At 31.0% G+C, this 17,455-nt stretch carries 27 protein-coding genes; 26 read left to right on the top strand and 1 reads right to left on the bottom strand.

The genetic code is table 11. From position 1 onward, the window contains the following. The first annotated feature begins 348 nt into the window (after nucleotides 1–348). The 10 genes from RR409_RS10090 (at nucleotide 349) to RR409_RS10045 (ending at nucleotide 4,510) form a co-directional block, all read left to right on the top strand. A complete protein-coding gene (locus RR409_RS10090) occupies nucleotides 349–867 on the top strand; it encodes a hypothetical protein (protein WP_332557625.1) in 519 nt (172 codons plus the stop codon). Nucleotides 868–884: 17 nt separating this feature from the next. Then, nucleotides 885–1,121 (top strand): hypothetical protein, encoded by a 237-nt coding sequence (locus tag RR409_RS10085; RefSeq protein ID WP_332557624.1) that lies wholly within the window; start codon nucleotides 885–887, stop codon nucleotides 1,119–1,121. Between the two features lie 194 nt (nucleotides 1,122–1,315). Further along, a complete protein-coding gene (locus tag RR409_RS10080) occupies nucleotides 1,316–1,522 on the top strand; it encodes a hypothetical protein (RefSeq protein WP_332557623.1) in 207 nt (68 codons plus the stop codon). A gap of 186 nt (nucleotides 1,523–1,708) precedes the next feature. After that, on the top strand, nucleotides 1,709–1,903 hold the full coding sequence (locus RR409_RS10075; RefSeq protein WP_332557622.1) for a hypothetical protein: 195 nt from the start codon (nucleotides 1,709–1,711) through the stop codon (nucleotides 1,901–1,903). A 56-nt stretch (nucleotides 1,904–1,959) separates the two neighbouring features. Next, on the top strand, nucleotides 1,960–2,256 hold the full coding sequence (locus RR409_RS10070) for a hypothetical protein (protein ID WP_332557621.1): 297 nt from the start codon (nucleotides 1,960–1,962) through the stop codon (nucleotides 2,254–2,256). 153 nt (nucleotides 2,257–2,409) lie between these two features. Continuing rightward, nucleotides 2,410–2,679 carry a hypothetical protein gene (locus RR409_RS10065; protein ID WP_332557620.1) on the top strand — a complete coding sequence of 90 codons (270 nt, stop codon included), beginning with the start codon at nucleotides 2,410–2,412 and terminating at the stop codon, nucleotides 2,677–2,679. Between the two features lie 246 nt (nucleotides 2,680–2,925). Next, the gene (locus RR409_RS10060) at nucleotides 2,926–3,231 is read left to right on the top strand and encodes a hypothetical protein (RefSeq protein WP_332557619.1); all 306 of its coding nucleotides are present in this window, start codon (nucleotides 2,926–2,928) and stop codon (nucleotides 3,229–3,231) included. A gap of 8 nt (nucleotides 3,232–3,239) precedes the next feature. After that, a complete protein-coding gene (locus tag RR409_RS10055) occupies nucleotides 3,240–3,608 on the top strand; it encodes a hypothetical protein (RefSeq protein ID WP_332557618.1) in 369 nt (122 codons plus the stop codon). A gap of 114 nt (nucleotides 3,609–3,722) precedes the next feature. After that, a complete protein-coding gene (locus RR409_RS10050; protein ID WP_332557617.1) occupies nucleotides 3,723–3,908 on the top strand; it encodes a hypothetical protein in 186 nt (61 codons plus the stop codon). A gap of 140 nt (nucleotides 3,909–4,048) precedes the next feature. Beyond that, on the top strand, nucleotides 4,049–4,510 hold the full coding sequence (locus RR409_RS10045) for a hypothetical protein (protein ID WP_332557616.1): 462 nt from the start codon (nucleotides 4,049–4,051) through the stop codon (nucleotides 4,508–4,510). Here RR409_RS10045 and RR409_RS10040 read toward each other — a convergent pair. Beyond that, nucleotides 4,468–4,680 carry a hypothetical protein gene (locus RR409_RS10040; protein WP_332557615.1) on the bottom strand — a complete coding sequence of 71 codons (213 nt, stop codon included), beginning with the start codon at nucleotides 4,678–4,680 and terminating at the stop codon, nucleotides 4,468–4,470. The two genes, RR409_RS10045 and RR409_RS10040, sit on opposite strands and share 43 nt — an antisense overlap. A 514-nt stretch (nucleotides 4,681–5,194) precedes the next feature. Between RR409_RS10040 and RR409_RS10035 the strand changes: the two genes are divergently transcribed. The 16 genes from RR409_RS10035 (at nucleotide 5,195) to RR409_RS09960 (ending at nucleotide 16,758) form a co-directional block, all read left to right on the top strand. Next, complete coding sequence (locus RR409_RS10035) at nucleotides 5,195–5,626, top strand: hypothetical protein (protein ID WP_332557614.1); 432 nt, start codon at nucleotides 5,195–5,197, stop codon at nucleotides 5,624–5,626. Nucleotides 5,627–6,035: 409 nt separating this feature from the next. Next, entirely contained in the window at nucleotides 6,036–7,130 is a 1,095-nt protein-coding gene (locus RR409_RS10030) for a hypothetical protein (RefSeq protein ID WP_332557613.1), read from the top strand. A 200-nt stretch (nucleotides 7,131–7,330) separates the two neighbouring features. After that, a complete protein-coding gene (locus RR409_RS10025; protein ID WP_332557612.1) occupies nucleotides 7,331–7,693 on the top strand; it encodes a hypothetical protein in 363 nt (120 codons plus the stop codon). A gap of 871 nt (nucleotides 7,694–8,564) precedes the next feature. Continuing rightward, on the top strand, nucleotides 8,565–9,446 hold the full coding sequence (locus RR409_RS10020; RefSeq protein ID WP_332557611.1) for a hypothetical protein: 882 nt from the start codon (nucleotides 8,565–8,567) through the stop codon (nucleotides 9,444–9,446). A gap of 101 nt (nucleotides 9,447–9,547) precedes the next feature. Then, a complete protein-coding gene (locus tag RR409_RS10015) occupies nucleotides 9,548–9,805 on the top strand; it encodes a hypothetical protein (protein ID WP_332557610.1) in 258 nt (85 codons plus the stop codon). A 21-nt stretch (nucleotides 9,806–9,826) separates the two neighbouring features. Next, nucleotides 9,827–10,360: a hypothetical protein gene (locus tag RR409_RS10010; RefSeq protein ID WP_332557609.1), complete on the top strand. Its 534-nt coding sequence runs from the start codon at nucleotides 9,827–9,829 to the stop codon at nucleotides 10,358–10,360. 104 nt (nucleotides 10,361–10,464) lie between these two features. Then, the gene (locus tag RR409_RS10005) at nucleotides 10,465–10,707 is read left to right on the top strand and encodes a hypothetical protein (RefSeq protein WP_332557608.1); all 243 of its coding nucleotides are present in this window, start codon (nucleotides 10,465–10,467) and stop codon (nucleotides 10,705–10,707) included. 42 nt (nucleotides 10,708–10,749) lie between these two features. After that, nucleotides 10,750–11,328 (top strand): hypothetical protein, encoded by a 579-nt coding sequence (locus RR409_RS10000; protein WP_332557607.1) that lies wholly within the window; start codon nucleotides 10,750–10,752, stop codon nucleotides 11,326–11,328. Between the two features lie 25 nt (nucleotides 11,329–11,353). Then, nucleotides 11,354–12,472: a hypothetical protein gene (locus RR409_RS09995; protein WP_332557606.1), complete on the top strand. Its 1,119-nt coding sequence runs from the start codon at nucleotides 11,354–11,356 to the stop codon at nucleotides 12,470–12,472. Between the two features lies 1 nt (nucleotide 12,473). Continuing rightward, nucleotides 12,474–12,707 carry a hypothetical protein gene (locus RR409_RS09990; RefSeq protein ID WP_332557605.1) on the top strand — a complete coding sequence of 78 codons (234 nt, stop codon included), beginning with the start codon at nucleotides 12,474–12,476 and terminating at the stop codon, nucleotides 12,705–12,707. Nucleotides 12,708–12,765: 58 nt separating this feature from the next. Beyond that, nucleotides 12,766–13,293: a hypothetical protein gene (locus RR409_RS09985; RefSeq protein WP_332557604.1), complete on the top strand. Its 528-nt coding sequence runs from the start codon at nucleotides 12,766–12,768 to the stop codon at nucleotides 13,291–13,293. Nucleotides 13,294–13,866: 573 nt separating this feature from the next. Continuing rightward, nucleotides 13,867–14,139 carry a hypothetical protein gene (locus RR409_RS09980; protein WP_332557603.1) on the top strand — a complete coding sequence of 91 codons (273 nt, stop codon included), beginning with the start codon at nucleotides 13,867–13,869 and terminating at the stop codon, nucleotides 14,137–14,139. 41 nt (nucleotides 14,140–14,180) lie between these two features. Next, nucleotides 14,181–14,576, top strand: a complete 396-nt coding sequence (locus tag RR409_RS09975) for a hypothetical protein (protein WP_332557602.1) — start codon at nucleotides 14,181–14,183, stop codon at nucleotides 14,574–14,576. A gap of 544 nt (nucleotides 14,577–15,120) precedes the next feature. Continuing rightward, a complete protein-coding gene (locus RR409_RS09970; RefSeq protein WP_332557601.1) occupies nucleotides 15,121–15,495 on the top strand; it encodes a hypothetical protein in 375 nt (124 codons plus the stop codon). Between the two features lie 411 nt (nucleotides 15,496–15,906). Then, complete coding sequence (locus RR409_RS09965) at nucleotides 15,907–16,065, top strand: hypothetical protein (protein ID WP_332557600.1); 159 nt, start codon at nucleotides 15,907–15,909, stop codon at nucleotides 16,063–16,065. A gap of 66 nt (nucleotides 16,066–16,131) precedes the next feature. Further along, a complete protein-coding gene (locus tag RR409_RS09960; protein WP_332557599.1) occupies nucleotides 16,132–16,758 on the top strand; it encodes a hypothetical protein in 627 nt (208 codons plus the stop codon). Nucleotides 16,759–17,455 lie beyond the last annotated feature (697 nt).

Here is a 17,455-nt window from a genome sequence, read left to right as displayed (position 1 = left end):
GGAGGTGATGTAATGTCTAGTGGAGCTTTTGCTGCAGATAAAATTATTGTTGGGTCTGGATTAAAATCTATTAAAGACTCTGGAATTTTATTGAGTTCTTTAGCCACTCAAAGTTGAGTTTCTAATTTGGGATTTGTTACCGCAAACACATGACGGCCTATTAAAGTCGGTGATGCTACATTAAATGATTCTTCTTCAGCACTTACATTAACTAACGGCTTAGGAATTAGTCTTAAGTTAGTTAATGGTGTAGTTACAATCTCTAATAGTCATCTTATAGAAGAATATATATTACCTGCTGCTTCGAATATTGCGCTAGGTGGTATTAAAATAGGATATACTGAAACATTGGGTGATTCGGGCATAGCCGTGCGTTTGGACGCAACAAATAAAGCATATGTCAATGTAAGCTCCAGTTCTATATCCGCTGCTTTAGGATATGTGCCAGCTAATACAAATAGTATTAAAGAAATTCCCACTGTCCTTCCAAATCCATTCCCACTATGTATAACCGCAGGTGGAAGTGAAACTGTGTATACTGGTGCTACTCAGAGTAATATTAATGTGGATGGTTTCTATACTAAAAAAATGATATATGAGATCAGTCGCGAACATGTTGGGAATGGTGGGTACATTCACTCACTTACTCAGTCTTGGGCTCTTACAGGAAATGAAACATATAGTGAAGATAATCCAGATTCAATTATAATAGTGCCATTTAACTGTGCAGTAACTACTACTAGAAATCCAAAAGTAAAAACTTCAGAAGGATTTAATTCTATAACATCTACTTCTGGATATAAGTGCTATTGCTTTACTAGAATAACAGATAACTTAATACTTGCTAACGTTCAAATCTATATTTAGTTATGATGAAGATTATTATGGATCTTTTATTAAGAATAATTAATGATATTGATACAGGTAATTCTAATTTAAGTTCTGTAGAATGTGAAGAAATTATAGAGTATCTTACGACTATAACTAATAAGAACGAAAAGCTTAGTAAATATCAAGCGTGTAAATACTTAAGTATAAGCAGATCTACATTTGATAATCATGTACGTGAAGGTATTATACCTAATGGTATAAAACAACAAGGCTTCAAAGAGCTTTTCTGAAGGAAAAAAGATTTAGATAAATATTTAGCATCGAAACGTTAATGATATATTTTTGTAACCCTTTTAAGTTTAAATACTTAGAAGGGTTATTTTATTTATATAGTAACATTAGGCATATACTACTTTCTGTTGTAAATTTACACTGTAAGCTTACAATAAAATAGATAAAATTAACAATTAAAAAACCAATAACTATGGAAGTAGTAGAGAAGAGAGAAATCGTTCATGAATATGAGAACGAAAATAAAGAATATGCGTCTAAAGGTGTTGCTGGTGCGGGATTAGGCTTAGGAATAGCTGGTACAGCATTGGGTCTTTTATCAATGAATGGGAAAGGTTTATTTGGCCTTGGGAGTAACGCAAGTGATACGTGCGTTGGCCCAACATCTTTTCAAGCTTGAGAGAAAGCATGTAACGCAGAACTTACTGATCAGAAAAATCTATATGATTTTGCATTAGGAATGCAGAATATTAGATTTAATGATCGCCAAACAGTTAATACTGAAATGTTTGGTATTTATAAAAATCAAAGAGATGGATTTGATGTGTTAAAGTCTCAAATTGACGATCTTAAGATCCAGATCGCAGTGGATTCTGCTATTCGTCCTTATCAGAATCGTTTGGTACAATGTGAGATTGACAAAGCTTATACGGCTGGTATAAATTATACGGATCGTAGAACTTGTCGTATGATTACAGGTGAGGTAGTATTGCCTAGTACTCCAGTTATTTCTGGGTATGGATCTTATCCTAATCTTTGTGGATGCCCAGCATCTGTTTAAATTATTATTATTAGGGAGAGTGTAATAACTCTCTCTAATAATTAAAATATAAGATTATGAATAATTTTGTAGATTGTATAAATAGAAATATAGCTATACTTGCTAGGCAAGTACGAACTCTAAGTACCACTATAAGTACTAAGATTAAAGTGGGACTGACTACGACCCTGCCTCCTGGATCTCCAGCAACTGTTACAAATTCTGGGACTGATACAGACGTAGTATTAAATTTTGGTATTCCACAAGGTATTCCTGGAGGAACTAATAGGTCTATCCATTCTAGTTTCTACGGGATTATGTTAAATGATGTCGATCAGCCTTCTACTGTAAATTCTGGAGCTAGTATTCCATGAAAAGTACTTACTAATAACGACGGTGGATTAATAACTCCTACTTTAGATAATTCATATTTTCAATTTACTAAAACTGGTAGATATATGGCTACTTTTAGTTTGAGATGTGCTACAAAAACTAGCGGAGAGAATGGTGTCATAACATGAGGGCTATTGGCTCAATTTATTAAGAAGGCTATGGTTACATCTGCATCTGCGTTTGTAACGCAAAATATGACTAATATTTCAGGTGTTGGAGTATTTGATGTTACCGATCTTAACGAACGTTATAACTTCATTAATAATAGCAAGGTAAGTATTCAAGTGCAGGGGGCAACGTCTGCTCAAGTATTTATTAATGCCTTTAAAGATTTAAATGGAGTAAATATGATAGATGGTATGAGCTGTGTATTTATTAGATTAGGAGACGCTATAATAATATAATAATAAAACTATGATTCTTATATTTAACTTCATATCCTGTTTAAAAAGGATTATAATTAAAATTAAAATAAAAATAAAATGTATCCAGTAAATCAAGTTTTCCTTGGTAATTCAGATCCATTACTATCTCAGAATGATGTGCAGTCTCAACTTCAGATGCTTAAACAGTATGAAGCCCAGCTAACACAAATGCAAACAAAGGGAACTCTCCAAACTGAATTAATTTGAGATAGTATAGATAATGAGATGAGTTCTTTATCCGAGACGCAGAAATCTAAATTTTCTGAGGATAAAGAATATAACGAGATTACAGCTTCTTTGCAAGGAATAATTCAAATAGAGCTATTAAAATTAGTTAAAGTTAATATTGAGAATACATCAGATGGTAGAGATCTATTGCAGAGACAATTAAAACTGGTAAAGAAGTTAAAAAATAAGATAGTAGAAGATACCGATAATGAGATGGCTCTCTTTAAAAAGTTTAGAGAATTTTCTAAAGATAATCCAGATTTAACATACGAAGAATTTATTAAGCAATGGCGCAGCATGTAGACGTAATAATGGGGGTATTTCATACATATGTAGATGCTCAGCTAACTTCATTGACGCAAAGTAGTCCTTTAATTGCCTTTGCGAAACCTTTGATTAGTAGAGTTATCGATAATAATGCATATAAGGTTGAAGATATGTTAAAACAAGTCTCTGATAAAAATGGAATGGTGGATATTGATGGAATACTTTCAGAGATGGTAGAAAGTGTTATTAATACCAAGCCTTTTAAAATAAATACTAAATTTATAGGAGATATTGAGATAGGAGGAGGAAAGATAAAAATAAATCTGCCTTTAGTTGATAAGGCATTAGTATTTAATCATCAGGATTTAATAAAGCTTAAAGACACATTAAATTATAAATCTATAGATGAATAGTGAAAGGAGTAGCAGAAATGCTACTCCTTTTTTGTTATAATAATTACATAAATATTTGGATACTGCACAAATATTGTTTAACTTTGCATATTAATTAACTTAATATGAACAAATATGAATACACAAAAAAGTAAATTTAATTTAAATGTTGCAGTGCGCTTAGTACTGCTTATGAATTTGCCAGAGCAAGGCTCGGTAACTGATATGATCTCTAAAAGAAATATTAGAGGTAAGATAGACCTCTCAAGTAGTGAGGTAGATGATTATAAGATTAAAAATGAGGAAGGGAGGGTCGTTTGAGCTACTGATGCCCCTTCTATAGAAGTAGAATTTACAGATAGTGAGATTAAATTCATAAAGGCACTTATTAATAAACTAGATGAGTCTGGAGCTGTTACAGATAATATTCTAGACTTTGCTGAAGATATACTAAAGAGTTAATGGGGACATTATCTAATAACTCTAAAATAGGGGATAAAGGTAAAGATCTAGTATTGCAGACTTTAGGTAGAGTCTATGTACAAGTTAAAGATAGATTTTATGAAGTACAGTTTAGAGGAGAAGATCCAAAAGAAGAGGAAGAAAAGAAAGAGACTCCATTAGTAATATTTATAGATTCTGAAGAAGCCTTAGAAGGATATCCTTACCCTGGAGATGATTATTTAATTATAACCGCAGATGGTAAGTTTTTTCAGACGGATAATACTACTTATACGCCTATACCTTTATCAGCAATATCCTCTACAAAATTCTCAGAGGCTCTCACTATTGATACTATAACAACTCCTTTTATTATTACATCTTCGCAGTTAGTAAAAAATCTAAATGCTGAATTCTTAAATGGAGTCGCATCATCTAACTATGCTAGAAAGGATATTTCAGAAGATATTCCTAATGAATGAAGATTTAATTCTCTGGTATCTAAAAAAATCACAGATAAGAATTTATATACGCAGTTAGATCTAGAAAGAGGTGTCCTCTCTATAGATACAATTAATGCTAATAATATAAACATTCCGTCTAGACCAAATAATCCTATAGAAAAGGATGTTGCATATTCCTCTATAGACATTATAAATAAGCCTACATATTGTGGTAATGGACTTAAAGTACTAAAAGTAGAAGTCATTAATAAAATAGTTTACTATTCTAATAAAAATCTTATATGGTATTCAAATAATGAAAATGCAGAAGTTGGGGGATATTCTATATCTAATCTTATAGATATTGCATATAATGAAGAGTTATTAAATATTACCAATTCTTTATTTTATTATTATAATCTCTTAACAACTGCATTTAAATATAATGAAATCTCAGGTAAATGAGATGATTATACTATTACAGAACTAGATTTTAAACCATCAGGTGATAGTAAAGTGCTTATATATCTTAGTTTAAAGTTTATGCCAAAAGATAGATCTATATATGAGACAATTCAATATGGAACACGGTATAACTGTGCAACTCATATATATGATAGATGATTTAATATATTAGAATACACTGGTACTATTAAAGATAAGTATAGAGGTATTACTTTTGAATGTACTACTGAGATTACGCAATTACACGCTGGAGTAAAATTGTATGGAACTGGAGATAAAGGTATTGTAGAAGGCTTGGTAGTTGGATGTACAGATACTAAGGTTAGAATACTTACATCTGGAGTAGATTGTAAATTTTTATATATGACGGACGAAAGTACTGGAGTTGAAGATCTGATAAAAGCATGTGCATTAGAACAAAATGTAGAAAAAGGAAAAACCATATCTGCAGATATAGAGATTGGTAATATACTCTTTGATGTTGAATCTAATAATATAATCGGTAATATTAGTAATATAGTAAACTCTGTGTTTGGGACATTATCTGGATATGGCCTAACATCTGAAGGAAATTGTTTTTTTGTAAATCCAGGGATAGCGTTAGTAAATAGTGATGGATTTAATTATCTAAAACTAGGTAATCATAAAGATTCATTTATTGGAATAAATTCAATTTCTGGTACTCCATGAATTACTATAAATGAGTATGGTATAGGAAACATGACTGGTATTGGTGTAAAAGATACAATAACATACGCGTTTAATAGTATTGATGGTTCAGCGTCGATAGGAAGTTCTGAATATAGAATTACTGTTGACTCTAATGGTGTAGTTAAGATCCCCCAAAAGTGTATAGTCCCAAATCCATAAAGATTATAAAATTAATGTGGTGATTAATTAATATAAGTATTATCTACTAATAGATGATGTTTATATAAAAGATATTCGTTTAAATGAAATAAATTTAAAATTTGATTTATTTTCAAGTTAAAATTAAAAATAAATCAAATATATTTGGAAATTAAAAATTTATATATTATATTTGTCGCGAATCTAAGAATAGATTAATAATCAATTGAATAAGAAAAAATAGGAAAATATGTCAAATCATTTTGAATTTAATAATGACGGCTTTGATAACTTACTAGATGTTACTGAGGGAACCACCTTGGCTAGTACTGAGCCAGTTGTTGAAGAAACTCCTGCAGGAGAATCTTTATTAGCATCGCCATCTACTGAAATTAATACAGATCCTAGAACTAGATCTGAATCTAAACAAGAATCAGAGTCAGATACGGGAGACTTTTTAAAGTCTTTTTTGAATGAGTATGGTCTTAAAGATGGTAAAGTAACTTATGAAACAGAAGATGGTGGAACTGAAGAAGTAGACTTTAATAGTTTAGATTCTGATGAAAAGTTAAATATTCTTAAGGAGCTTGCTACTCCAAATCTTAGTAAAGACGAGGTTGAAGTTGTAAACTACTTACGTTCTAACAATGCAACATTTCAAGATGTAGTTACGTATTATTCTAAGAAGGCTGTTGATGACTATATTAAAGAAAACGGCCCTATTGAGAAACAATACTCTGTTGATGAATACTCTAATGATGAGCTTTATGTTGCTGATTTAAAAGAAAAATTTAGCGATATGACTGACGCGGAGATTAAGACAGATCTAGAGAATGCAAAAGAGAACAGCGAATTGTTTAATAAAAAAGTAGACATACTTCGTAAACAATATAAGTCAAAAGAAGAAGATATAATTGCAGAGAAAGAGAGAGAGAGAGAAGATCAGTTTACTTCATTTAAAAACGCTCTCGAAGGTCAACTTACAGAGTTTAATGCAATTTCTATGGATTATAAAGATAGTAAGTCGGATAGTCTCCAGATAGAAGATTCTGAGAAAGAAGAGATTTATAACTATGTCTTAAATCAAGATGAGAATGGGGCTACTCAGTTCTTTAAAGATTTAAATGATCCAAAAAGGCTAGTTGAATTAGCATGGTTTGCACTTTATGGTAAGGACGCTGTTTCAGATATTAGTAATTATTGGAAGTCTCAACTTAAAACAACTAGAAGTACAGAGTCTAAGCCACAGACTACTATAGTTACATCAGATGGTAAGATACGAGAAGATAATTTTAGTAATCATCGTAAATCCGTAGAAACGAAATACGGTGAGGATTTATTATAAATTTAAAAAAGTTGAATAAATATGAGAATTACAAGTTTTAGTTCTTCGCATGCGCAAATGGGTGAAGTATTGCCCCTATAGTAAGTAATTATTATAGCAAATCTTGTGAATTGCTGGAATTCTTCCTTTATATTAGAAAATCAGCAGCCAAGCCCAATGATGGGAAGGTTCAACGATCAATAAATATTAAATAGTATATTATGAAATTTACTAATTATGATAAGGCCATTATGATAGGCTTAACTCTTGGAGATGGGTATATTGACCCAAAAGGAATGCTCCAGATAACACACTGTGATAGAAAAAAAGAATATTTAACATTTAAAGCAAAACTACTTCATTCTGTAGTTGGTGGTAAAAATATAAAAGTTATTAATATTTTAAAACATTCTATATATAAAAAGAATGGTAGTATAGTATCGGAAAAGACTTTATCTTATTTTAGAATACGTAGACAATCTACTTCATTTATGCTTTTTAGGAATTTATTATATCCTGAAAATAAAAAAATGATTACATCTAATACATTAGATCTATTGGCTCCAATTTCGATAGCTATATGATGGATGGATGATGGCTGTCTAACTGAGAAATATGTATACAATAAAAATGTAAAGACGAGATGTGGATATATTCTACGACTACGTACGTATTTATCTAAATCTGAAAATGAATTAATACAAAAATATTTTATAGATAAATATGATGTAAAATGGAATGTTGTCAAAGCAGATGGTGCTAAAGATAATACACAGTGAATGTTACGTTGTGGAACAGTTGAGGGTAAAAAATTTCTAAATATTATTAGAGAGATTATACTTCTAAAAGTTCCATCAATGAGTTATAAAGTAATTAATATTTAACACGAGCGCAAGACTTCTATACTTAGAAGATGATATGATCTGAACTACTAAAATGGTAAATTAGTAGAATTATAGGATAAAGAGCCTATAAGATAACAATTTGAGTACCCGCACATATGAAGATTTACACAAATGGTTAGGAGAGAAGCCTGAGCGGTTAGGTATTGTATCTAATCTGTATAAACAATATACTGCAACAAGTTTAACAGAGGCGTTAATGAATATCTACTATATGGACAAAGGTAAGCCAGGCAAATTCCAACCTATTAACTCATTTTTAATTGAATGGGAAATTGACGTTAATTTTGTCAAGAGAATCCCTATTCTTGCAGTTGAGGGGAACGGTTCAAATGGTTCTGAAGTTATTTTCCATTTCCCCGAGCGGTATTACGAGATGTATGACGTATTTGTTATTGAGGAAACTCGTCAGCAATGTATGGTTATGCTTTCTCCAGTTAGACGCTCTGACGCTATTGTTGAATACGTTTGTCGTGTTATTGACAATGACTACAAAGAGTCTCTTGATATAGACCTTATAGTTGGTACTGATACACGTTTCATTACCAATCATATGCCTGAATTGCATGAAACAGGATTTACAAAATATCAGAGTAATATTGAACGTCATAGAACCGTTATAGGAACTACTAGATGCGACCTTGATTACTCCGCCAAGTATATGGCAATGGAAGATCAATTTATTAATATTGCAACAAAAGATAAAGATTTTACATGCAAACTTTTTGGTGCAGACAAAGTTTGTCTTGATAGTTTTATGGCAGCTCGTAACAATAAGTTACTATTTTCTAAAGGTAACTTTGATAAGAATGGAAAATCAACTATTACCGATGAGATTGGTAGACCAATTATTGCAACAGAAGGTATAATCCCTCAAATAGAGCGTTTTGCAACTAAATATGTGTTCAACAAGCTTACTACACGTATTTTTGAAGGGGCTATGAATGAGATGGCTACAAAGGCTGATGAGCCTACAGGAAATTCTTGGGTGTTTATCTGTAATACACGATTCTGGCAAATGGTTCAGAGAACCATGTCTACATGGATTCGTGATTGGAAAACTACAGGATGTTTTGTATGGTCGCAAGGTGCTAAAGATTATGTAGATCTTGGTGCAACTTATCAGTCTTATGAATTTGCAGGTAATAAAATGATTTTCCGTCTTGATAGATCGTTGGATCTGGAATTCCCTAAGAAAGCTTATGGTATATTCATTGATTTAACTACCGATTCAAACGGCACCCCTGGAATAATGATGTTCAGTTATAAAGGTGGAGATATTATCCACAATATTATCACAGGAGTAGGTGGAAAATCTGGTCTTGAATCTGGAGAAGTTTCAAGTCCAGTATCTGGCGCCAGAATTGTTAACTGGGGTTACCACGGCGTTGGTGTTATGAATCCTTATCGTTCTGCAATTTTAGAAGAGGTATAAAATATATAAATATAGATGTATTGTTTTAGAGTATCCCCTTTAATTAGGGGGTACTTCTAAAAATTTTATAGATAAAATAGTAATAATAAGAACAAACAGTAATGAATAAAATAACACTTAAGAATGTGTATGGTAGAGAGAAGAAATATTATCTTCAGCCAATGAAACAGAAGAATGGGACAAATTTTCCTTTTGTAAAGAAGGTTAGATATAATTCTAATGGCGAAAGTGAAATGGTCCTAAGTCAAGATGAACTTAATGATTCAGAAAGAGACTTTTTCATTCCAGAAGATGAGCTTATTGAGATTTATAGTGGGCGTGTTTTTAATTTAAATGATTCGTATGAGGCTAATCTTTGAAAATGTATTGAAACAAGTCCTGTGATAGCCCCTGAAAGAACTGCTAAAGATAAACAAGGTAACTATCTTATTGATGGTACACAGGAGAGATATGGTAGAGCGGATTTCTACATAGAAAGAGATGGTGAAATTTCAAAGAAAAAAGTATCTCGTATTCAGTTGGTTACAAAGGCATATGTGTTTATTGAAAATGATTCGCCATCAGGTAGAATCACTAAGTGTAAGCTGCTAGGTAAGGCTATGCGTAATGCTCCTGATACTGATGTACAAGATTATCTATATAATCGTGCAGAGAAGAGTCCTCAAGAAATTATTGATTTATATACTGGGTCAGACCAAGCAGTAAAACTTCTAGTTATAGATGCTAAGGATAAGAATATTATTGTTAACCAGAGTGGAATTTGGATGTTTAGTGAAACAATGCTTGGTGCAACAGATGATGCAATTATCTTGTATTTAAAGAACCCTGAAAATAAGAATATATACGAGGCTATTAAGGACTTAACATTTCCAGAGATGGTAATGCATAGACAAAAGCAAGAAATTAAAAAATAGAATATTATATAATTTAAATATAGCATAGTATTTAAATACCACTAATATAGGCATATAAATCTATAATTTAGATTGACTATGTTTCATAAATAAATTAAGAAGAAATGCGACTTAGACAAGCTTATGAATTCGCTTTAATTGAATGTAACAAGTTAAAAGCGCCTTCTATTTTATTAGAAGATTATATATACTTGTTTAACAAAGCTATTCAACAATATATAAACGGTGTATACAATAGATGTGAGTACAATCAACAAAGTTCCGATGATCTTAGTTTTTTACAAACTACTGTTATAATAAAAGTAGAAAATATTGTACCAAGACAGGAGTTTAATGATTCTATTTGAGAATTAGAGCTCCCAAAAGATTATCTACATTTATTAAATTGTATGGCAGAGTTCACTGGAAGTAACTCTAGATCTAGATGTGGAGATAATGATTTAAAAACTATTACGTCTCCATGTAATAGATTGACTGCAGATTTATATCCTGGAATAATTAATAATTATTATATGAGGCCGTCACATAAGAAGCCTTACTATTATATTATTAATCATAATTCAGATAATAAATCTGTGACTAACCCAGAGATGGATAATGAAATAGAGGCTGGCTCATACACTCCAGCGTTTATTGGCAGTGATGGTTACGAGTTTTATGCATTAAAATCAGAAGGAGATAGAACGTCTAATCAATCCACTGTAAGGATTGAAATACATAGTGGCAACTCTATGTGGGCACTATCTAAGCTGTATGTAACCTATTTAAAAGCGCCAATGTATGTTTCAATGTCACAAGAACAGATATTAGATATGGTTGATAACACACAGGTTTTGGAGTTTCCAGATTATGTATGTTACGAGATTATTAATATTTACGTTAGATTATTACTTGAGAACTCAAGTGATCCTAGATTACAAACTAATGTACCTGTTAATCAGACTATAGCTATACCTGGAGGTAAATAATTATTAATTTAAAATTAAGAAAAATATGTTTAATTTTCAAAAAGAAGTTGTTCTTAACAGCTTGAAAAATGCCGAGATAGTTCCTGCTGGTGGCGATACCAAAGGTGGTAAACCTAATATAGATAAGAAACTTAGAATTCATGATGGTGGCGAGTATTTTGCTAAGTATATTGTTGATAATAAAGTTTATAAGACTACGCCCATTGACGGAGTAAATGCTGAAGTTACTATTAATACCGCTCCTTTAGCTGGAAAGCATGTTCAGATTCTTATTGAGCTTGGATTAGATCGTGACTATCGTGGTGACTTTGGCTCGGCTCTTTGGTATTTTCGTAAACCTATTATGATAGATGTAGAGGTCCCTGCGGGGGTAACGAATGGTGGAGTTGTTGGATATAAAGAGGCGACCGATCTATTAGTTAAAGCGTTCAAGACTGTAGTCCCTAAAGAATATCAGTTTGTAACCGTTAAAGCTAATGGCGAAGTAGGAGTAGATATTAAGTGTTCTGACTCATATATGAAAGTGCGTAAGATTGTTATTAGTGAGTTTGTATGTGACAATCGTTGCTCTGGAAATTCAGAGGAAGCTGATGAGCTTATGTTGTTCTATGGAACCAAGACTCCTAATGCTGAGCAAGCTGTATTTATTGAGTATACTCGTAATAAGGTAGAGTTTGGTACATATGATTATATGATCCATAATCTTCGTCTTCCTACTTATGAAAATCTGCGCTTTACTTCTCCTTCAGTTGTTGAGATGCCAGTTCTTGGCGCTAAATATGTACAGTATTCATTTGCATACTGTGTACCTCGTGTAGGTTTTGGTGGTATGGGAGTTGCTGGTCAGACTAATCACTCTACAACTATGCATACTTTTTTTGTACAAGAAGGCCTTATGAGTAAGTTTGACGAGCTTATAAGTGATGCAACTAAAGGCATTGGTGTTGATATTATCAACATTATTAATCTCTCTGACGCGGATAGAATTACTATTCTTCCTGATGCATATGCCTCTTCTAAAGATTTAAAAGCCGCTAAGGATGTTGCTGCTAATAAGAAAGCTATTGATGATAATGCAAGAGCTGATGCTGCTGAGAAAACTAGAGTTAATGCGGCTTTAGCGCAAAAAGTAGATAAAGCTTAATATGTCAAAGTTTGTGGTTTCAGCTACTGTCGATGATAAATATATAAAAGGGGACGCGAAGTTTAGATATCGTATAATAGATAATCCCCAATATATTATTGATGATTTTGGAGGAGTTGAGGCGCATAAAAGCTATACTCCTCAAATAGGAGATACGTTCACAGTAGAAGTATCTTATATATGTCCTGATGGTTTTAGAATTAGAACAAATAAAACTTTTACTGTTAAAATATAATTCAAAGATGGCAGGGCGGGGGTTTCCCTGTCCTGCCTTATTTTTTATAACAATAGTTATGACAATTGAAGCAATTTCTAGTGCTGTACTTAATAATATATATTCGGGTCTCGCTGGATTGAATGCAAACATAAAAATATCTATAGAGCAGTTGGTTGATGAGGTTGTGGCTGAGAAGAATCATATAATGAGAGAGTTTCTATTAAATGGTCTTGTATCATTAGATGAGTTATACTTAGCAATAAATTGTGTCGAGGTAAGTTGCGATTATAGATCTAAATGTTGTAATCTTCAAGTAGGAGAGAAAGCATTACATTTTGAAATTCCACCAATAGTATATCTTAATAATGTTGATACAATTAGATTTATTGGCAGTATCGATAGAAATACTAAATATAGTGTTTATACAGATCAGGCTTATAGATTTCATAAATATAGACGTTATGGATCAGAGAATCCTTATGTATATATAGATACGGCTATTAATACTAATGGTAATATGGATGGGTATATCTTTAATGTTTCTTTTGTAAAATATATATCTGTGATAGCCTTATTTCAAGACCCAAGGCGACTGCTTGATTGAGATTGCTGTTCTGAGAACCCAGAGGCGTATCTAGATATGGGGGCTCTCTCTAATGAAATAATTAAGAGAATGACTGAGAAGTATATAAGATGGTATAGAAATCTTGCTTTTCCTGCCACTCAAAATAATCAAATCCCACAATAAAATTAAATAATTATGAAACTACATAATGCAAAAGCAGTATACGCACAGGCAAACATTTTATATGGGACTGTAATAGATTCTACAAATTTTGAGGATATTTTAATCTCTGGATGAGAGCTTATTGGAAATAGACAAACTAGACTATATAAATATACAGCACCTACTGATGATAAGAAATTAAAATTACCATGTAATGTAGATCTTATAGAGGCTGTATTTCTTCCTATGATTGACGCTCAGGTAACTCATCCTTATAGCATGTATCCAGATATATATAATCAATGAACTGAACAATATATAGAATCTTGGAAACGTAATAAAAATATATTTTATGATAAAGGAGTTCTTGCTAAATATAGACGTGATGGAGACGATTTAGTCTTCGATAGAGATTATCAAGCCGTAACTGTGCTATATCATGGAGTAGTTATGGATGAAGATGGGCTCCCATTATTAAATGATAAAGAGGTTCAAGCTTTGGCTTCATATTTCGCTTATATGGATATGTATAAGAAGAGTTTAACGCAAAGAAACGGGGCTCTTTTTCAACTTGCCTCTGCTATAAAACTAGATTGGTTAAGATTATGTAATTCTGCTAGAGTGCCTATGCATATTTCACAGAATGATATGAATGATATATTAGATGCTAAGGTTAGAGCTGATAGAAAGACCTATGGAAAATCGTTTAAAGCAATGTTATAATGTATCGTATTGGAAAAAAACACGCATTTCTTGTGGAAGATATGTATGATGGATTAGATAAAAAAATCTTAAGAGGGCAGTGGGTCAAGAATAGATATAAAGATCCTAAACAATTAGCTACTAAGATTTTTAAAGATTGTTTTTTTGAAATACTTTTGGATATTATTAATAATAATATTACCTTTGTGTTGCCACTTAGATATGGAGCATATGCTGAAATTAGTATGGAACAGTTTTCAGGAGATAAATTTAAAAGACTATATAAGATTGGAAAATTTATGAATATAGATTATATACTATCTCAATTTACAGGTAATGAACTTGTGTACAGATATAATACACGTACGGTTGGGACAAAGGAAAAGAATATACATGTTGATGGAGAATTTAAGAAGTTGATAGATAAATTTACACATGAAGCTAGAGAATATTATTAATATGGTAAAAAATCTTGATGACTACCTAGATGTAATGGAGCAGAAGTATAATCATATACCACGTGAGGAGCTTAGGATTGTCCTTGAGTATGGATTTTATACATATTATATGTTAACAAAAAAAGGGGCGGATATTAATGTGCGCACTCATTTGCAGTCTGCATATTGTGGATATCAATTCTTAGATAATTACAAGAGGGTATTATACAATACAGCTAAATTACAAACAAAGTTACGGCTGAAATATAAGTACGCCCAAGAAGAATATGACGGGGCGTACTATTTCGGTTTAAATGACGAAGAATGAGAAGATTATCAATCCCAGATATCATCTAAAAGAAATAAAGAAGTTACATTTACTAATATATGATTACATAAGATAAAAGAGGAGATTTTTAATAATAAATCTAAGAAATACTTTTTTATATTAAACTATCCAATAGATGTTGGATGGTTTTTTCAAGAGAAAGAAATCACAACAAGAAGCTTTAAGCATTTTGCTAGTAGAAATGCTAAAGGTAAAATTGTTACAATATAAATAACTATGGAAACAAAGCAGGCGCAAGCGAATTATTTTACAGATGGGCTAAATACTGATTTACATCCATTAACTACCCCAAATACAGTTTTAACCGACTGTATTAACGGTACAATTATCACATATAATGGTAATGAGTTTATACTGCAAAATGATATGGGTAACTATAAACTTAAAAAAGCGCAGTTACCACCAGATTATATACCAGTAGGAATTAAAGAATATGGAAGTGTTATTTATATTGTTTCATATAATCCTATTGATAAGAAATGTCAGATAGGATCGTATCCATCACCACAAACATTATTTGATAATACAGATAGATCTTCTAAAAATGATTTTTATCATGGAATCCAAATAAATCCTCTTGATCCCGATTGAGTATGAGATGATATCGCATTAAATGTAAATAGTCCTAAAAGAGATACAGATGGAAAAATTATATATGTAGGTGAAGGTGATAATAAACATATTGAATACACATCTATAACTGATGTATTATTTACAAACTATAGTCCAAAACAAAATATTACAATCCTATTTCCAGAAAAAGGAGATATTAATGATACTTTTTTAAATCCTGGAGATAAATATTGATTATATATAGAGCCTGATAAAGAAGGGGATAAACTTCCAGCAAGTACTAAAAATACGTGAATATTTCAGAAAATTAACTATTGTATTCTAACAGATACAAAGGAAGTGTATGAAGTTAATAATGTAGAAGAAAAAGATTCTCCATATGTTATAGATGGTAATATGCCTTCTGTAACTTGAGAAACGCCAGGATGATTGGGGTATAAACCGTCATTACTTAATTTAGAATCTTTTAATATATATTTAACTGATATTAAACTTCCTGCATTTATTGATGCTAAAAATAAAGCAAATGGCGGAACTTTATTCTTTAATATACAAGGGCAGGCAACAGTAAATACTAATGTGGATTGAACTGAAAATTTCGATCATTTAAAAGTATTATTTGAAATTAAAACAGATGATAAGAGTTATACTATATTGAGTAGAGCAGATTTTTCTAGTAGAGATAATTATGGTAATAAAATCGACGTTATAACTTATAATCTTGAGAAACAGAAGTATTTGATTCTAAAAGGGGATAAGGCTGTAACTATTAGAGCTACTCCGTATTTAATAAGTGATATAACTGATAAAAAGACTTTAGGAATTGTATATGATAATTTTAGAGTCGAATATCAGATTAATTTAAATGACTTATATACTGCAAATAAAATAAAAGTATTTGAGATATATAAATATTTAGTTGGTACAGATGATATAACAATTAACTTTAGTATTGTAAGTCCTTCTATTAATATATCGTCTTTAATATGTAAATATAAATTACATTCTATTAATGATAACTTTAATAGTACATGTGAAATAACAAGCTATACTGAAATTCCAAGTATAAATCTATTAGGTCAAAATATATTAAATATTAGATTCGATACAAAATTTAAGAAAGAGGAAATATATTTATTTGAAGTTGCCTTTTTTACTAAAGATGATACAGGTTCTGAAAATCTCATATTTAAAACAGCTCAGTTTTTAGTTACTTCTGAAGTATTTAATAAATTTTACTCATCTAAAAAAACTTTTCAAGATATATCTTTAACAGAATGAACAAATAAAATATCTGATTTTATTATTACTGACGGTACTATTACACTAAATGATGCTACACCAAATAAGGTTATACATAAATCATATAGTTATTATAGTAATGTATTTAATGATGCTGATCTTTTTGACAAAAAGTTTTATGATGATATTGATTCTGGTAAAAATAATAATATTATATCCGAGATAACTGATGAACTAGATGATTATATCACGGCCTCAGAAAAAGCTATGAATAAAGATATCTCTACCTCTAAAAGTTCTGGTTGCTTTTCATCAAGTATTTCAAAGTTATCATATAATATAGCCATTCCAATTATTTTAAATAATAAGGGGATATGGGCTGATACATCTTGAAAAGGTTTAGTTAAATCTACAACTACAAATACTAGAAACGATCAATCTGTATCTCAACAAAATAAAGATCAGATATATAATATTTCAAAAGATACTTCTAACGAGTATGAAAATATTAGTACAATTTACACAAATTCGATATTAAGTAATTTTTATGCTAATTCTTACAGTGGCCAAAAAGGAGAAAAGTGATATTTATATAAAAATTTATCCATTGTATTAGATCAAGCGTATAATGGAGTATGAAAAACTAGTGATATATTAAGTTATAATTGAAAGGAGTGGAAAGAATATCCAAAAAAGTCTACAATAAATAGACTTACTATTATTGATAGTAGATTAT

The organism is Clostridium sp. (assembly GCF_036642255.1).
In the GTDB taxonomy this organism is placed as follows: Bacteria; Bacillota; Clostridia; order Clostridiales; family Clostridiaceae; genus Clostridium_J.
Note: the sequence above shows the minus strand (reverse complement) of the source record. Positions and strands in the feature narration are given on the sequence as shown.

Coding starts and splice junctions, on each gene's coding strand:
- RR409_RS10085 (WP_332557624.1), top strand. CDS start 885: ATGGATCTTTTATTAAGAATAATTAATGATATTGATACAGGTAATTCT.
- RR409_RS10080 (WP_332557623.1), top strand. CDS start 1,316: ATGGAAGTAGTAGAGAAGAGAGAAATCGTTCATGAATATGAGAACGAA.
- RR409_RS10070 (WP_332557621.1), top strand. CDS start 1,960: ATGAATAATTTTGTAGATTGTATAAATAGAAATATAGCTATACTTGCT.
- RR409_RS10060 (WP_332557619.1), top strand. CDS start 2,926: ATGAGTTCTTTATCCGAGACGCAGAAATCTAAATTTTCTGAGGATAAA.
- RR409_RS10055 (WP_332557618.1), top strand. CDS start 3,240: ATGGGGGTATTTCATACATATGTAGATGCTCAGCTAACTTCATTGACG.
- RR409_RS10050 (WP_332557617.1), top strand. CDS start 3,723: ATGAATACACAAAAAAGTAAATTTAATTTAAATGTTGCAGTGCGCTTA.
- RR409_RS10045 (WP_332557616.1), top strand. CDS start 4,049: ATGGGGACATTATCTAATAACTCTAAAATAGGGGATAAAGGTAAAGAT.
- RR409_RS10040 (WP_332557615.1), bottom strand. CDS start 4,680: ATGTCTATAGAGGAATATGCAACATCCTTTTCTATAGGATTATTTGGT.
- RR409_RS10030 (WP_332557613.1), top strand. CDS start 6,036: ATGTCAAATCATTTTGAATTTAATAATGACGGCTTTGATAACTTACTA.
- RR409_RS10025 (WP_332557612.1), top strand. CDS start 7,331: ATGAAATTTACTAATTATGATAAGGCCATTATGATAGGCTTAACTCTT.
- RR409_RS10020 (WP_332557611.1), top strand. CDS start 8,565: ATGCCTGAATTGCATGAAACAGGATTTACAAAATATCAGAGTAATATT.
- RR409_RS10015 (WP_332557610.1), top strand. CDS start 9,548: ATGAATAAAATAACACTTAAGAATGTGTATGGTAGAGAGAAGAAATAT.
- RR409_RS10005 (WP_332557608.1), top strand. CDS start 10,465: ATGCGACTTAGACAAGCTTATGAATTCGCTTTAATTGAATGTAACAAG.
- RR409_RS10000 (WP_332557607.1), top strand. CDS start 10,750: ATGGCAGAGTTCACTGGAAGTAACTCTAGATCTAGATGTGGAGATAAT.
- RR409_RS09995 (WP_332557606.1), top strand. CDS start 11,354: ATGTTTAATTTTCAAAAAGAAGTTGTTCTTAACAGCTTGAAAAATGCC.
- RR409_RS09990 (WP_332557605.1), top strand. CDS start 12,474: ATGTCAAAGTTTGTGGTTTCAGCTACTGTCGATGATAAATATATAAAA.
- RR409_RS09985 (WP_332557604.1), top strand. CDS start 12,766: ATGACAATTGAAGCAATTTCTAGTGCTGTACTTAATAATATATATTCG.
- RR409_RS09980 (WP_332557603.1), top strand. CDS start 13,867: ATGGATGAAGATGGGCTCCCATTATTAAATGATAAAGAGGTTCAAGCT.
- RR409_RS09975 (WP_332557602.1), top strand. CDS start 14,181: ATGTATGATGGATTAGATAAAAAAATCTTAAGAGGGCAGTGGGTCAAG.
- RR409_RS09970 (WP_332557601.1), top strand. CDS start 15,121: ATGGAAACAAAGCAGGCGCAAGCGAATTATTTTACAGATGGGCTAAAT.